At 54.9% G+C, this 16,274-nt stretch carries 10 protein-coding genes and 3 pseudogenes; 2 read left to right on the top strand and 11 right to left on the bottom strand.

All coding sequences use genetic code 11. The features are described 5' to 3' along the window. Positions 1–62 precede the first annotated feature (62 nt). From J3P88_RS12470 to J3P88_RS12435, 8 genes and pseudogenes are all read right to left on the bottom strand, one after another. Complete coding sequence (locus tag J3P88_RS12470) at positions 63–311, bottom strand: hypothetical protein (RefSeq protein WP_053121558.1); 249 nt, start codon at positions 309–311, stop codon at positions 63–65. A gap of 254 nt (positions 312–565) precedes the next feature. Next, entirely contained in the window at positions 566–1,273 is a 708-nt protein-coding gene (locus tag J3P88_RS12465; RefSeq protein WP_434575573.1) for an RES family NAD+ phosphorylase, read from the bottom strand. Further along, positions 1,266–1,937 (bottom strand): hypothetical protein, encoded by a 672-nt coding sequence (locus J3P88_RS12460; RefSeq protein ID WP_434575571.1) that lies wholly within the window; start codon positions 1,935–1,937, stop codon positions 1,266–1,268. Before J3P88_RS12460 ends, J3P88_RS12465 begins: the two co-directional genes overlap by 8 nt. A 330-nt stretch (positions 1,938–2,267) precedes the next feature. After that, positions 2,268–2,537: pseudogene (locus J3P88_RS12455) on the bottom strand (Arm DNA-binding domain-containing protein); the annotation flags it as partial. Between the two features lie 26 nt (positions 2,538–2,563). Then, positions 2,564–2,757: pseudogene (locus J3P88_RS12450) on the bottom strand (hypothetical protein); the annotation flags it as partial. A gap of 149 nt (positions 2,758–2,906) precedes the next feature. Further along, positions 2,907–4,331 (bottom strand): gamma-aminobutyraldehyde dehydrogenase, encoded by a 1,425-nt coding sequence (locus tag J3P88_RS12445; protein ID WP_434575569.1) that lies wholly within the window; start codon positions 4,329–4,331, stop codon positions 2,907–2,909. A 164-nt stretch (positions 4,332–4,495) separates the two neighbouring features. Next, complete coding sequence (locus tag J3P88_RS12440; RefSeq protein WP_434575567.1) at positions 4,496–5,836, bottom strand: APC family permease; 1,341 nt, start codon at positions 5,834–5,836, stop codon at positions 4,496–4,498. A 394-nt stretch (positions 5,837–6,230) separates the two neighbouring features. Then, complete coding sequence (locus J3P88_RS12435; protein ID WP_434575565.1) at positions 6,231–8,585, bottom strand: N,N-dimethylformamidase beta subunit family domain-containing protein; 2,355 nt, start codon at positions 8,583–8,585, stop codon at positions 6,231–6,233. 870 nt (positions 8,586–9,455) lie between these two features. Here J3P88_RS12435 and J3P88_RS12430 point away from each other — a divergent pair. Both J3P88_RS12430 and J3P88_RS12425 read left to right on the top strand, forming a co-directional pair. Continuing rightward, positions 9,456–10,424, top strand: a complete 969-nt coding sequence (locus J3P88_RS12430; RefSeq protein WP_434575563.1) for a helix-turn-helix domain-containing protein — start codon at positions 9,456–9,458, stop codon at positions 10,422–10,424. Between the two features lie 1,022 nt (positions 10,425–11,446). Further along, positions 11,447–11,704 (top strand): annotated as a pseudogene (locus J3P88_RS12425) (nitroreductase family protein); the annotation flags it as partial. A 174-nt stretch (positions 11,705–11,878) separates the two neighbouring features. Here the strand turns inward: J3P88_RS12425 and J3P88_RS12420 are convergent. The 3 genes from J3P88_RS12420 to J3P88_RS12410 form a co-directional block, all read right to left on the bottom strand. After that, positions 11,879–13,186, bottom strand: coding sequence for an outer membrane protein transport protein (locus J3P88_RS12420; protein WP_434575561.1), 1,308 nt, complete (start codon positions 13,184–13,186; stop codon positions 11,879–11,881). A 178-nt stretch (positions 13,187–13,364) separates the two neighbouring features. Beyond that, positions 13,365–15,269: an acyl-CoA synthetase gene (locus J3P88_RS12415; protein ID WP_434575559.1), complete on the bottom strand. Its 1,905-nt coding sequence runs from the start codon at positions 15,267–15,269 to the stop codon at positions 13,365–13,367. Then, positions 15,269–16,225, bottom strand: a complete 957-nt coding sequence (locus J3P88_RS12410; protein WP_434575557.1) for a fumarylacetoacetate hydrolase family protein — start codon at positions 16,223–16,225, stop codon at positions 15,269–15,271. Before J3P88_RS12410 ends, J3P88_RS12415 begins: the two co-directional genes overlap by 1 nt. Positions 16,226–16,274: the final 49 nt, after the last annotated feature.

Genomic DNA, 16,274 nt, shown 5'->3' with positions numbered 1-16,274 from the left:
ATGCAGATTTCCCGCGCGCTGCGCGGCGAAATCGTGAAGATACGGGCGCTCTCAACCTCCCATTATGAAAGGTGGCGCACCTTGATAATCCTGCCCGAAGCTACCTTATGCTTGGGCTTGGCCATCCGAATAACCGTGTGCGGACCATCGGCCGTTGTTTCAACGAGCATGCCATTCCTGATTTCCATCACATTGAGTCCGGCCGCCAGCGTATTGATATAGGCCGCCTTAATCGCGCCTTTCGCCATGGCTGGAATTTTCTCTTCCAGCCGGCTCACCAGTTCATCATTTAACATCTGGTTGACGTCCATACCGAGCTCCGCATTTTAGGCCAGCACGGAGCCAGCCATCATGTTATTGCTGCGTGTTCCGGGACAAGCACCGTCCGCTCCTAGAACGCACAGAAGACCTATTTGTTGACCGTCGATGCTACGCAAGCCTGTACGGAAGAATCCATCAATGCCCCCATCAAAGCCCGCCGTCTTCAGCAAGATCTAATGACTGAGGAATGGCAATTCCAGCCCCAGAGAGCGGATTCCAGGGGCCACTGTTCGGTCATTTTGACTCAGCTTTTTCCCGCGATGATGACGACCCCAATCCGCTCTGCCAGATTGAGCACCGTGTCGAACACAGTCGAGTCGCCGGTCAAGCTGCGTGACGCCCCCTGCGGATGGAGCGCACCGTCAGGAGTTCGGTCACCGAAGAGCACCACCGCACGTGCCAAATCATCTTGTCGCGACACCCAAGACAGCCCTTGGGCATCTGAACACTGATGGTGGATTGCCTCGGCCCATTTGCGCGTCGCAGGGTATTGATCTTTCTCAGTGTCAATCAGTTGTTTGCGCGTGACGCCCAACTTACGCAGGGCCACGCTGGATAGATCAACCAAATGCAGCGGCTGGCTGACCTGAACTACAGAATGCACCTGCCCAGCCAGCTTGCCTTTGTCGAAACTCTTGAAGCCAGCCGTGTGGGGAACGTCGTGGAAAACGGTCTCCATCAAGGCGCACTCAACTGTCGTGCCGCCGTACAAGGTGGGAATCGCCCGCCCCTGATCATCCTGGATCGGGCTGAAGCGTGCGTTGCCGTGCACACCAGGATTGAATTGATCAGGCTGATACTTATCCTGGTGCACACGGTGAAGCACATCGCCTTTGGCGATCACGGTGAAAGTGACGTGCAACGTAGCCGCAGGCACTGGGGTAACGGACGCCGCCAAATCCGTGGGAGGCGTCGCCCTACCCTCACTGGACTCGGTACGCTGCTTAGCCATGGACAATGCCTTGGATTTCATCCAGTGCTGCAGCAATCACCCGATCAGGCGCCGATGCCAACAGGTCCTGAGGCCTTTTTCCGCCCAGAAAACTGTTATCTGAGCGGAACCAGTAAGCCATACCCCAGCCATCCTTGCTGCCACCAAAAGCATTAATGACTTTGGCTAATGCCTTATACGGCCTATAGCCCACGTCCGGATCCAAGCCGTAACCAGGGAAATAGTCGACTCCCCCGTGATTGATGGCAAAAATCTGCCCCTGCTTTTTCCACTTGTTGGGCTGAGCACTGGGGTTGCGGGTACTCAACTGGGCCACCTGGGCGATGTCTGCGGCGGTCAACCAGTCACCGCTCTCCAGGACCGCTTTGCGGGCTTTGACCAGCATTGCCGCTTCCTTGAGCAGGCGAGGCGAAGGCGGCTTGCGCGTCACAAACACCTCGGCCAGGCGCTCTAACGACTTAGGGTCCTGACGCTCCTGCAGCACCTCGTACATTGAGGTAGCCACATTGGCAAAGTTTTCCGCCAACGCCTCAAATACGCTGAGGTTGACCTGATCAAAAGACACGACCAGCACTCGGTCCGCATGCGAGCGGCTTAAGCTCGCCCGAGCCTCCTTAGGCGTACCGACCAAGGTGGAGACGCCCGACTGCTCTGTAACGCTCATGGAAATCTCCTCACCAGTTATCTGCGCTATCCGATCCTAGCATAGTCTCGATAACCCTAGCTCTAGCCTAAGCTCCATTCATCTGGATGCATAGGTAGGTTTGAGGGAAACGCCATGCCGTCGATCAGCACTATGACTCCGGGACGAAAAGTCTAAGGATACGATCTTAGCTTTCGGGTGTGCGGGCGAGCTAAAAACCAGCAATAGACCGAAAGAGTTGGCAACCCAGTTCAGCACCGCTTGAATTCCCGAGCGGTCCCGCTCCTCTCCCCCCTAAGGGCCGAAGATGTGCATCACATCGACCTAAGAAGGTGTTTTTTCGGCCCGCAGTTTGGCATCAAGGCGTCGCTGATCGCGGGGATCGATACCCTTCGCGACCAGCGCCCTGGCGATATCACGCAGAGCGCGAGCATCGCGTAGATCTATTTCAGGATAAGTACCTAGCGAAATACGAGGCTGTTTGCCAGCCCAAGAAAAACGAAAGTGCCAACTCTTGGTGCCTTTCGTATTGACGAAAAGCGCGAGGCCATCAAAATCAGGAAGGGTGAAGTTTTTGGCGCGAGGCTTGGCGTGTCGGACCGCCGCAATGGCAAGGACCATCGTATTAACTCCACTCGTGAATTCGCAGCCTGCTCAGAAGCTTTCGCCAGTAGCAAATTCTCGCCACTGCCGGTGAGCATCTGGCTGCTGGATTAACTGATCATCTGCTTGTTCAGATTGCTTTGATAAGATTCATGCCGACGATCAGGCCCATCACGCCGAGCAGGCACAGCCCGGATAAAAGCACGAGCTTCAGGCGAATAGACATGGCATCGAACATAGGACTGCCTCATGGATGAACAATATTTTTTGTCAGTCAGATAAGTGCTTTCACCTACTCGGCGTTGGTACTACGCGCAGCCTGCAAAGTAAGACCGCGCTTGTGCGTTTCAACATTCGTGTGGCCGCAGAGTCGGCGCCACAGTTCGGTCAGTGCTTGACCATCACGTGGCGAATCACGGTGTAATCCTCCAGGCCGTACATCGACATGTCTTTGCCGTAGCCGGACTGCTTTACACCACCGTGTGGCATCTCGCTCATCAGAATGAAATGGGTATTGACCCAGGTGCAGCCGTACTGCAGGCGTGCCGCAAGACGGTGAGCTCGCCCTACGTCAGAGGTCCACACCGATGATGCCAGGCCATAATCAGAATCGTTTGCCCAAGACAGTACCTGCGCCTCGCCTTCAAATTCGGTCACAGAAACCACCGGGCCGAAAATCTCCCGGCGCACCACTTCGTCGTCTTGCCGCGCGCCGGCAAGTACCGTGGGTTCGAAGAAGTAACCGGGACCTTCCACGCGTTTCCCGCCCGTCACAACTTCTATGTGTGGCAGTAACCGTGCTCGATCCACGAAGCCGACAACACGGTCCAAGTGCTGTTGGGTGATCAACGGCCCCAGCTCAGTCTCAGGATCATCCTGAAGACCAAACTTGATACTGGATACGGCGATGCCGAGCTTTTCAACGAAGCGAGCGTAAATGCCTTTTTGCGCATAGATCCGGCAGGCTGCGGTGCAATCCTGGCCAGCGTTATAGAAACCGAAACTACGTATGCCTTCTACAGCCGCATCGATGTCTGCGTCGTCGAAAATAATGACGGGGGCTTTTCCTCCCAATTCCATATGCATACGCTTAACGGTGTCAGCGGTGCTGGCGATGATATGACTGCCGGTGGCCACTGACCCCGTCAGTGAAACCATCCGCACTTTCTCGTGGGTAGTGAGCGGCTTGCCAACAGTGGGCCCTCGTCCGAACACAACATTGACCACGCCAGCAGGGAAAACCGTGGCTATTAAGGAGGCTAACTTAAGCGCCGTCAGCGGTGTCTGTTCGGAAGGTTTTAGGACAATGGTATTGCCGGCCGCCAAGGCGGGAGCCAGTTTCCACGCGGCCATCATCAGTGGATAGTTCCAAGGCGCGATCGAGGCGACGACACCCACGGGATCGCGCCGGATCATCGAAGTATGACCTGGTAAATACTCGCCCGCCGCCGAGCCTTGCAAACACCGACTCGCACCGGCGAAAAAACGAAACACATCGGACACACCAGGCAGTTCGTCGCCCAAGACGGCCGCGTACGGCTTGCCACAATTATTCGATTCTAGCCGGGCCAGTTCTACAGCATGGCTATCGATGAGGTCAGCCAGTTTGAGCAACAACAGCGAGCGATCCTTTGGCGTGGTCTGGGACCAGCTTTCGAAAGCGGCATCAGCGGCTTGCACTGCGCAATCAACCTGCGCAGGCGTAGCCTCAGCAATGTCCACTAGCGCGGTCCCCAGAGAAGGATTCATTACCGCGAGTCGCTCACCTTCGCCTGCGACCAATTCCCCGTTGATGAGCATCTTAATGTGCATAGGCGTCTCCAATGAGTGCTGGCGCCAGATGCCTGCACTCAGAAAAAATTTATATTTAACGGACAATAACTTGCTGACTAAGTCAGCCGTCCTGTTGGGGAGTTACGACAGGTTTTCGTATCGGCCACGTGGTTTTTCATGCGGCCCTAAAGTCACAGTGGGCTCTATACGGGTATATCCAACGATTGCTTGCCTTTCAGAATCCACGCGACAATGCCACCGAGTACGAGCCATGCGACACCGACGAGTTGGGCGTTCGAGTTCGCGCTGAACAGTGCGTAGCAGAGGACGGCCGCACCCAGCACAGGTGAAACGAGATGCTTGAAGAAAGAGCGATCAGTCTTACCCCTGAAGAAAGCGATGACAGAAGCATGCAACATCACATAGGCACACAATGCGCCGAACGTGACCATCGTTACGATGGTTCCAATCTGATCTTTGCCGACAATGGCAATCACCAGCGAGAGCGCAGCGACCAGGTATAACGCGGTCGTTGGTGCTTCATTTTTATTAAGTTTAGCGAGCACACGAGGCAGCTTTTTATCGCGTGCCATGCAGTAGATGACTTTTGTCGTGGTGGCCTGGGAGATAAGTGCATTAGCCAGCAAAGCTATCAACGCATTCGTCAACGTGATGACCGGCAGGAACCATGTCCCCACCACTTGGGTGCTGACTGTGTAAAAGGCAACATCAGCGGCGCCATCCTGGAATGTCGATCCCAAGGGAACGAACACAGACGCCAGGTAGACTTGTGCAACGAACAGCACTGTAACGATCACAAGCAGCAACATCGTGGCTCGCGATACGGTTTTACCGCCGCCTTCGGCTTCCTCGTTCAACGTTGAAACAGCGTCAAAACCGATAAAGCTCAAGGCAGCGATCGGCACGGCGCCAAATACTGCGGACAGGCTGAATTGCGAAGGGTTGTAGAAAGGCGCCAGCAGTTGCTCCTTGGAAACCGAGCCTTCGGCGATGAGACCCACCGCAAAGACGACGAAAATCGAGAGAACAACCAGCTGGATAACCAGCAGCACCTTCCCCACATTTACGTTAACGGTGATACCGAACAGGTTCACGATCATGGGCACGGCGACGAAAATTCCTAGCCAAACCACCTTGTCGATACTGGGAAACAAGGGTTGCAAGGCCGCTGCGCCAAGGATCGCCAGCAGTGCCGGGAGCAACAGGTAATCCAGCAGGATGGCCCATCCCGCCATGAAGCCGAATGTAGCGTTGGTGCCCTTTGTCACATAGGAATAGACCGATCCCGAAAGAGGAATTCGTTTCGCCATCTCGCTATAGCTGATCGCACTGAACACCATCGCGATGGCGGCCATGGTATAGGTCAGCGCGGTAAGTCCGCTGGACGTGTTGTGAATCGCTCCAAAGACAGAGACTGGAGCAATCGGAACGAAGTAAAGCAACCCGTAGACAAGGACGTCCGTCAGCGAAAGTTTCTTGCTGAGTTGACTATTATCATTGGGTACGACCAAGGTATCGCTCATTTTTGTTGCCCCTTGACGACTGGCCCGGATCTTCTCCCGGACATTATTTAGGTACGGTTGCCGCATATCATCAGCACTTGCTGTGGAACCGCGCACCGCTTTTGTTATTTGCACATCGGGACTGGACAGGACCTATTCATTCAAACATCAAGGTGGGTCTTTTGCCGTCGATGAATTTCAGTTTAGAAGCTGCCTCTTACTGTCGACTATCGAACCAGCGAACCGCGCTTTTCGTATGAGTGCACGGCGCCTTTATTGCAATGAACTTGTCGCGCCCAAGGAGCAGCCGGGTGTGGTTGCCCCTTGGGTCCGATCAATGGATGCACGGCAGCCTGGTCCGCTCCCCGAGGCCAAGCATCGGCCGGGCTCGGCACTCATGCATCTGAATGGACGGTCAATTGCAATCGATGATGACGTCCAGCGCTTCAGGGTGCAGGAACCGCTTGAGCACATTGCCGGTGAGTCGCGCGACATTGTTGTCGTAACGGTTGTGGGAAAGTGAACCGGTGTAGGCAATCGATCCCACTGAGAACACGCCGCCCCCTCCTGGCAATGGACACAGAACGATGTCCGCACGCACACGAGACTGCTCGGTCCCGCCAATGCCAGGGATTGATTCGTAGACGTCCTCGGCGGCGAGAAGATAGGCATCCGACAATGGCCCGGAAGTCGCCAGGACAAGCGCACCCGGCGGGGCCCCTAATGACGGATCGTACCGGTCGATCTCCGCGCCGGCGGCACCACCGCCCATGATTCCAAAGTCGCCAATGCGCTCGTCACTGCCAATCCCTTCAAACGCAAATGCGGCGAGTGGGTCGTAGCTGTCGGTGAGGCGTTCGTAATACGTGCAGCGGTCGAAGCCTTGCGCGGCGAACCCCACGCCTAGCAGTCGCTGCGGCGCCTTACCCTTGTTGCGCCATAGACCGGCCATTTCACCGGAGGTCTGGTGGCGGCGATCGCCAAACGGCGACTCGTGGGGGCGTGTACCCGCATCGGACCTGCGCAACTCCATGACATGCCGCTCTTCCGGATCAAATGAAACGGTTGCGAAAAAACCGTTTCCGCCCAAGTACATCAAGCGTCCGCCGTTCCCGGTGAAAGCCTCGATCGCGTTGAGTTCGTTGCGTGTCACATATTCTGGGTGACTGCCCGTGATTAGAACCTTGTAGCCCTTGAGCAGGTCGACGCCTTCGCGATCAAGGTCTTCATCCGTCAGCGCGTCGAATTCACAACCGATTGTGTCGAGCCAATGAACGATGCAGAGATCGGCAGGAAGCCCCCATACGCCCTCTGCCTGGAACCAGGCGCGGTGTTTGGGGTTGAGCGTCAGGATGGGACGCCGAGTGCTGCCGAAGACGACGCCAGAGCCATCGTTATGGATTTCATAACAGGAACGACCGAATTCAGGATGGTCTTGAAGCGTCAGATCTTGACGATCAATGATCGGTGTTCGACTGACGATGATTTCCGCGCCATTGGCTTCAAAGGCTATTCGGTCGTTGGCGTACGCCAGATAAGTCGCCGTAGAGAAAAGCACCGCCACTTCGCGTTTCTGACGTCCCGGCCTGACGAAAAACGGGATGTATTGTTCAACGCCTGCACTGCTCAGTTTCGCGGCGTATACACCACTCGCGAGATCGTCTGGGACCTGAATCTTGAACGCCGTTGGCCACTGGGCGTCGGTGATGTCATCGTCGTGAAAATGGATCGCATCAAACTCGTCGGGTGCCCGCCGAAAGTCGTCGCTCAACCCCTTAAACCTATGGCCCGCCACTCCCCGTGTCGGCGCGTTGAAGCAGCGTCCATGCAAACCGTTTCCGGACACGTCTACAACATCGCTGAGCAACAGGCCATCGTCACGAAGGCTCTTGCCAAAGTGCCAGGCGGCCAGCTCGGAAACAGCCGCATCGCCGAGAGAGGGACGCAGAATGCGGACTCCACCGATTTTTCCGTTGTAGGCTGCATTCGCCAGCCATCGACCGTCTTGCTGAAAGGCCAGCGCCCCGATCCTGAAGGGGGGTTGGCTTTCAGTCAGTCTCGTGCCGAACCTGAAGGGGGCTTGGCTTTCAGTCAGTCTCGCGCCGAACGGGACAGTACGTGATTCTGCGCGCAAGGCACTGGCACTCGCTGAGAGACGGTTCATGATGTTGTCGATTGGTGTCTGCTCCAGGCAGACCGTCCCAGCATCCGATTTGACACTGACTATGACGCGATACCACTGGTGTGCAATAAGTGGCGTTGCCAATGAAAATTTCTTTGTCTCACCATCTGCCACCCATATAAACGTTGGCCGCCCTTCCTCCAGTACAAGGGCGTAGCCAGAACAACTTGCCACGGACCAGTTTCCCAAAATGGCCTGTAGACTCGAATCACTCTCAAATGAGTTCTGCGTTACGTGGTAGGCCCCGAAGTTGCCCGAGCGTGTTCCTTGCGGCAGTGTCGGATAGACATGGGCTTCAATAACCAAACCGTTAGGGGATCGCAGAAGTCCTTGCTTGTCAGTGATTTCCACATAAGAGCCCGGCTGGCACACATGCTGGATACCCTCGTAGCTTCCTTCGAACGACGACTCAACAGGCGTCTCAAGGAAACCGGGGCCCGACTCCCCCGTAAACCCGTGTCGAAGCTTCACAAGCGAGGCGTCATATCGCGCGACCCCTTCGCAACTTACCCTGAAAGAAAGACTTTCACCCGGCGACACAGAGAATCCGTCGCTATAGCCGAAAATTTGCTGACTGACCTGGTTCATTCTCATTTCATCCGTTATGCGACTGAGAATCCGTTTCGCGCGACTCGGCAGCGAAAAGGGCTCGGCATCGAAGCGAAAAAACGTGACGCAATGCGTCGTCGTAAGTCAGGAAAATGCCTGGACTTCGAACGAAGTTGCCTGGCTCTCCAATCACAATGTTCCCGACGCCCCATGGCCCGTCGATACCCAGCGAAATGACAATCGCCTTGCCGGCTATAGACGCCCCGCCTAGCCCACGCACGACCCTTCGAGTCTTGTCATCGTGTGGCCCGAGCGGAGACCGTTCGTAGGCGCCGATCACGCCAGAGTCGCAGTCGTCACGCAGGCGCTCAAAAAACCGAGCCTGGAACAAAGCGGCCAATTCAGCTTCGCGATCTGAGGAGGTACGCATGGTCATTCCCTCAGTGCGGTAGTTATTGTTGTGTTCATACTTTTCTCTTGCTTGTCAGTCGATTGCGCAGATATCCAAAAATGCGCCTGGCCGCGTTGCGGAGCGCTGGTCCGGAGGAGATGCGCTGCCCCCCCTGTACCGGTAGCGATATCGTCCGATGGACCGCGCCCCGCGATCTATCGCATGAGAGAACCAAGATTTTCGTCAGCGTGCACGGTGCTCAGAGTAGGTGCACGAGTCTGGTCTTTGCTCGCAACCGGCTCACCTACAGAGCAACGGCTTATGGCATACCTTTGCTTCCGCACCACTGGTCCGCTTTAAATGGACTTATGCATCCACCGGTTATTATCGAAATATGACACGGCGCTTCCGATGGCTGACTAGGCTGACTAGGCTGACTAGGCTGACTAGGCTTGCCTGGAAGTCATGGCATAGGGCTTGCTTGAGCTTCTAAGGCAGTGATTTTTTCAGGAGGGCGTGTGGATTCGTTACATTTGATAACCCGGTTCTCGACGGGCGAGGTTCATCCACAAAGACGTCTTGCTGCTTGGCAGGATTTCATGAGCGATGTCTACTACCCGATAGACGTGGCGGCCTACAACCCTGCATCGTTCTGCGGAGTCATTGAATCCACCCAGATCGGCGCGGTCGGAATTACTCGCTTTGCCGCTGATGCGCAACGGGCTGTGCGCCGCAAAGTACATGCCGGACGCGATGATTCGGATTTTTTCGCCCTAGTCATGCCGACCATGCAAACTGAGCAGTTCACACACCTGGGTCGATTTGGAGACGTTGCGCCAGGCCAGGTCTCTGTCTTCAATTCCGCAGAAACCTATCAGTTGGATATCCCCAACGGCACGAGAAACGTCACAGTAAAAATACCGGCCGACCAATTCAGGGCGATGTGTCCGAAAATTGATGCGCGTTGTGGCCGCGTCGACGTCGCCAATTCCCGTTTCGTGCCACTGCTAACGCAATTCGCGTTGCAAGCATTGGAAAACACCTCCTGCCTTTCCCCCGAGCATGTCAGAAGCTTGGAGAGAGGATTGCTGGAATTGGCTTTCTTGATGATGGATGTACCGGAGACCGATGCAGCGGGGGATTCACGAACGGTCATCGATCACTTCTTTCACCGTGTCATGGCGTATATCGCGGCAAACTTTCACGACCCGGATCTTGCACCTGAGCGAGCAGCTCAAGCTCACCGCGTTTCCATCCGCTATGTCCACAAGGTTTTCCAGGCTCACGATACGACGTTCGGGCGAGAACTTCGTCTTGCTCGGCTCAGGCACGCTCAAAAGCTTCTGCGCGAGAATGCGCTGCACAAGGCTCGGCCCGCGACCATCGCGGAAGTGGCCTACAACTGTGGTTTTTCCAGCCAAGCGCTTTTTTCCGTCCGGTTCAAGGAAGCTTTTGGATACTCACCTCGAGACGAAAAAAGCCATTAGTGCCACGCTAGCCCCCTTCAAATGGAAGGCACTCATCGAGAAGTGCCTGTTTTGGCGCCTTCTGCGCCATGCCCTCTATGTTTCGTCGCATTAGGGTGGAGCGATTGGCTGCGTCAGCGCATGTGAAGGCGCACGTCCCCATGATTGCTCAGGCAATACGATATTGAACTGAGTATTGACTCTGGCTTTCATAAACCGGGGCTTGGAGAAACTGCGGCCGCGTCAGCCTGCTATATGGGCCCTCTCCTCGGTGATCGCTGATTGTCCCCACCTAGTTCCGCCACGGCTGATGTGTGTTATCAGGGAAGTAGTGGAACGGGGATGACTCCGAAAGAGAGCGGAGAATCCTCTGAACGCCTCTTGGGAAATAGAGCAATGAGAGAGTGCCCCGAAGCGTGTGGGTATCCCGGCAGATTATGTGCTGATGGTGATAGGCGATGGGTTCGTTCTTTTGAGCGTCTTCATCCTATGTGAATGAAGACGTGCTGTACGGTTTTCTGAGCGCCAAGCATCGCTAAAAACTAATTTACCAAGCGTCGAATTGATGTACTAAATAATGTACTTAAAAATCGTGGCTATTGATGTATCAGAATGGACTTTACTGGAACGAAAAAAGAGGCCGAAGCCTCTTTTTGTGCTTTCTACATACTTCAACGGAAGCCTATAGAAAAATAATTGGAGCGGGAAACGAGACTCTTATCTGGTGTCCGACTCATTGAAGTTTAAGGGTTTTCTTTTTCTTTCTAGAGCAGGAAAAGACTTAATTCTGGACTTGTTTTTCGGGTGCATCAAGAGCAACTACAAATCGAGCTACTGACTTTCTTACCCTCTTCTGGAATCGCCTGAGCACCACTACCCAAGCTTCGTCGCTCCTCGGCGCCCACCGTATGCCAAGGTTTTCCTGGCCCTTATCACATCAGAATGGCTTCAAATCGCCTGGGCATGCCTTGGTAATGCGATGGAAATCAGGGCGGCCACCAATACGAATACGCTCGAGATGCACAAGCACGCCTCCAGACACTGTAGGTCATATCGGTGGTCGCCAATGGGCGGCGCGCAACACTATTTTTGCTGCTCAGACGCTCATGCTCGGAGCCGCGGCAAAAAGAATAGACACCTGTCCGATGGAAGGTTTTTCTGCCGCTCAAGTTGCCAAATTGCTTGATCTCCCTCGGGCTTCGGTGGTTCCTTTGGTAATTGCACTGGGCGATCGAGTGGACGATGCGCGGGTTGAAGAGCAGTGGCGCCGCGCTATTGCAGATATCGTGGTCTTGCACTAAGAAGAGCAAGTCGTCATCAAACGCAACAATGCTCGCAATGGATTGGCGCAAACCCTGTCATACAAAGGAGCGAGAAGCTGAACAGCCTAGGCCGCTATAGCTCGCGCCGACCGCTTCCACGGATTAATAGAGTGCCTCGACTAGAACAGCTCTCGCGCTTGCGGTGTTGGCCCGTTAAAAGCGATAGGTCATCTGAGTGACCAAGCCATTCGCACTATTGTCGAACTTTGCTGAATATTCGGGCTGCACTCCAGAAGCGTTGGCTTTAGTGACTGATGCGGTGCTTTCCCACACATACCCATAGGCGACATCAATCGTGACGTTGGGGTTCGGTGAGTAGCCTGCCCCCAAAGTGACCGACTTACGGTTACCGACGGGCAGCCGCACGCTTCTGTCTGCGTTATGTGAAGGTGAAGGGTCATAGGCATATCCGGCACGCAATACCCATTGCGGTGTGAGCTGGTAGGAACCGCCAACTGCTGCGGACCAGGTGTCTCGCCAGTTCAATGGTTCGCTCAAGCTCTCCAAGCTGCCAGCATTGCCTGCTCCCGAGACGTTGGTTTCAGTTTCGATTTGTTGTATCCGACTCCAACGCGTCCAGGTCGCCCCTAGGTAACCAGTCCAGCGCTCGTTGAAATGGTGGGTTATGGACGTGTCAACTGATTCGGGAAGCGTAATGTCCAGCTTCGCGTCGTATTTACCGTTGAGGCCCAGGAAACCAGGTGAATCGCTGACCGTAGTATGACCCTTGAGGTGGTAGTTGACCTTGGAGTGGTAAGTGATACCCCACGACGTTGCCGGGTTTAGATCAACCAATAATCCTAAGTTATAACCTAGCGCAGTGTCCGTTCCGTCGATTTTAATAGTGGTATCTTTGCCAGCGTTGAAAGCGCCGGTAGCCAAATCGTTCTGTAGCTCGGCATCAAAGCGATTGATGGTGGGGCCGCCACCAATCGAAACATGTTGATTGATCCGATAAGCAATGGTCGGCTGTAAGGTGACGACTTTGACGTCGCTGTAGGATCCCTGATACCGACCCTGGAAAGTGCTTTCAGAATCATTGACCAGACCAAACGGAACATATAGGCCAAGGCCAACGGAAAGGTCTTCACTAATGGGCGTAGAAAGATAGCCAAACGGCACCGGCGCCATGGGTACGAAGTTGCCCTTATTTGTTCCGGGGGCGCCACCCTGGGCATCGCTTATGTCGTTCTTAACATCGAACACGGCGACCCCGCCGCTGACTTCGCTACGTTTAAGCTTCGTCAACCCGGCTGGATTTCCATAAATCGTGCTGGCATCCAAAGCCGAGGATGAACGACCCGCATAAGCTGTCCCGGCGCCACTTGCGCTTTGCTCGTTCACGGTAAGGCCGTTCGCCAAGACGCCGTTGGAAAAACCGATGACCGTAAGTATCAACGTGCTTGTTGTGAGCGTTTTATTGGATAGAGCTAAGCGTTTTTCGACCTTTTTATAGTTCATATTAGGACTGCTCTTGTTGTTGTAGTTGTTGTTTTTGGAATAGCGCACATATGATTTTTTATTTTTTCAGACGTAAAGACACCCGCCGGCCCTTTTTTAAGGCAGCCAAATATCTAGTTAAACCTTCGCTATTTTCGATCAATAACAAAAAAGGCACTGCTTTATCGCGAACGGCCGATTACTCCGTCCATTCAACTTGAAAGCTGTAGCGGCCTATTCGCGGTTCCAAGGCTTCGCGCTGTAAACCTGCGGAAATGCGAGCGACAATCCCGCGGCGACTGTCCTGCACGATTTGGACCGTGACCTCGGTCAACCCGGCCGTCTGGATCTCTTGAGAAATCACTCGCGAGATCTCACGCTGTTGCAACGCCGGTTTGAAGATTTTGCCAACCGGTGTCAACGGCAGCGACTCCAACAGTTCGATTCGCTTGGGCATGGCGGCACGTTCGCTGATACGCAGGTTGGCGAACTGCATCAAGTCATCTTCGGTGCAGGAGTGCCCTGGGCGCAGTTGCACATAGGCGACCGGTATCTCGCCAGCGTAGGCGTCGGGACTGCCGACGGCCGCTACCAGTTCGACCGACGAGTGTGCCTGCAACACCTCTTCGATTTGCTTGGGATCAATGTTGTGCCCCCCACGAATAATCAATTCTTTCTTGCGACCTGTAAGCCAGAAATAGCCGTCAGCATCCTGGCGACCTAAGTCTCCAGTGTTCAACCAGCGCTGCCCATTGATCTCGATCCATACACCCAGGTTATGACTGGGTTCCAGATAGCCATGGAACACGTTGGGTCCGTGGATGGCGATGACGCCTACTTCTTCCAGATCGGCATCACGCAGGTACTTACCCTGTGCGTCCAGCACGACGGCGCGCATGTCCTGATAGACCAGACGCAGCCCAATGGAGCCCACACGTCGCTCGCCCTGGGGTGGATTGACAGAAGACACGCAAGCGCCCTCGGTGAGGCCATATCCTTCAAGTAGGCGAACGCCAATCCGCCGTTCGAACTCACGAAAAAGCTCGACCGGCATCGGCGCCGCCCCACACAAGGCGTAGTTGAGGCTACTCAGGTCGTTATCGCCTGGATTCTGTTGCAGTAGAGCGGCGTAAAAGGTTGGCACGCCCGAGAAAAAATTCACGCCAAAATGCTCGACCATGTTCCAGAATCGCTCGATGACCTTCGGCCCCCGATATCCTTGGGGCGTGCCTAGGATGACGTGATCCCCTTGGGTCCATGGCATAAGACCAGTGACGAGTTGCCCATTGACGTGAAACAGCGGCAACCCGCAGAAAAGCACTTGGCCACTTTCTCGTGGTTGCATCTGGGCGGCCATTGCCCAAGCATTGAAAACTTCCGAGCCGTGTGTGCGTGCGGCAATTTTCGGCAGGCCTGTAGTGCCTCCCGTACAGAAATACGAAGAAATTTCGTCCTCACTGATTTTTCGGCCGCTTTTTAGCGTGTCGGCTGGTTGGAACATCATCAATGCGCGCAGATCGTTGTGGATGAGCACCTGTTTATGTAGGTCCCGTTCCTGCATGGCCATGGTGCGCAAGGCAGCACCGAACTGGTGGTTGACGTAAGGCTCCATGCTCACCCAGACAACGTGCCTGAGGTCAGGAAGACGATTGAGCTGACCGGCGATTTTCGGCCAGAGGTCACTGCCTGGCATGGGCGCGAGCGTCACGACTACACGGGCATTGGCGGCACGCAACAGATCGGCTATTTGCGAGGCCTCCAACAGCGGATTAATTGCCATGACGATGCCCGCCGACTCTCCTCCCCATATTGTGAAATGAGTTTCAGGCAAATTCGGCAGAACAAACGCTATCACCTCGCCCGGGACAATACCCAGATCATGGAAGGCATTGGCCGCACGGGTGATCTCGGCGAAGAGCTGGGCGTAATTCCACTCATGGGTATGGGTGAAGTCAGCGGCGTCGACAAAAAAACTTAATGCGGAGGCTTGCGGATTACGTTGCGCACAACGCTGCAGCGCTTCATACGTGTTCGGGGCTAGGTCGCGTTCAACGAGCGGTACGGATTCCAATGCATGAATATCGTCGAGGGTTTGGATGGGCATCAGATTTGCTCCACGACACGGTTGCGCTGAATGCCCAGGTCGACCACACCGTCGGCGCTACGAATGCGTGCCTCGACGATATCGCCAGCCTTGAGGTACTGAGTTCGGCTTTCTTGTGCCTTGAGAAACATTTTCCACTTGGTCGCCTCGGGCAATAAGGCCGCGATACGCTGTTTGGCCGGCGACGGTACGGTTAACGCGCAGCCCGCGGGCGTTCCGGTGGCTATCAGGTCGCCTGCAGCAAAATCCTGAACGCCTGACAATTCGCTAAGGGTTTCCGCCGGCCCAAACACCAGGTTTGCCGTGGAGTCGCACTGACGGACTTCATCGTTTACCGTTAGGCGCAGTTCCAGATTTCGTAGGTAACCCATTTGTTCGGCGCGTAGCAGGCAGAGGTAAGGACCAACAGGCCCGAACGTGCGGAAACTTTTACCTTTATAGAACTGCATCTGGGGGATCTGAATATCCCGCGCAGAGTAGTCGTTGACGATCACGACGCCAGCGATGAATTGGTGCAGATTATTTTCATCTACCTTGACCCTGGCGCTGATGTCGCTTCGCATGACAAGCCCTAGTTCGATCTCATAATCGAGAAAGCGCACCTCGCGTGGTTTGACAAGATCACTGTGCGCCGGCACCAGGCAGCTGGTCGCCTTGGTGAAAATCATGTTGAATTTCTTCACATCGGGATCCATCCCGGACTCGATCATGTGTTGCCGGTAATTGGCGCCCTGACAAACGAATTGTTGATTTCGGGTGATGGGAGATAGCAACTCTACTTCTGACTCAGCCAGCTCCGTTGTGCTCAGCCGGGCAAGATCATCAATGTCGTTATGCCGGATAAAGTCGCCGGTGGTTTCAAAATGGCCCGGCACCACGGTGATACGACCCTGGCGTATCACGCCCCAGTGGATGCCATTGCGATATAGGAAGCGAACAACGTTTACAGCAGACATTGGGGGTTACTCCTGGGACTTCGGTAGGTCGGTGCGCTGTGGCATGTGT

Source organism: Pseudomonas sp. Z3-6 (assembly GCF_051131985.1).
GTDB lineage: Bacteria > Pseudomonadota > Gammaproteobacteria > Pseudomonadales > Pseudomonadaceae > Aquipseudomonas > Aquipseudomonas zanjanensis.
Note: the sequence above shows the minus strand (reverse complement) of the source record. Positions and strands in the feature narration are given on the sequence as shown.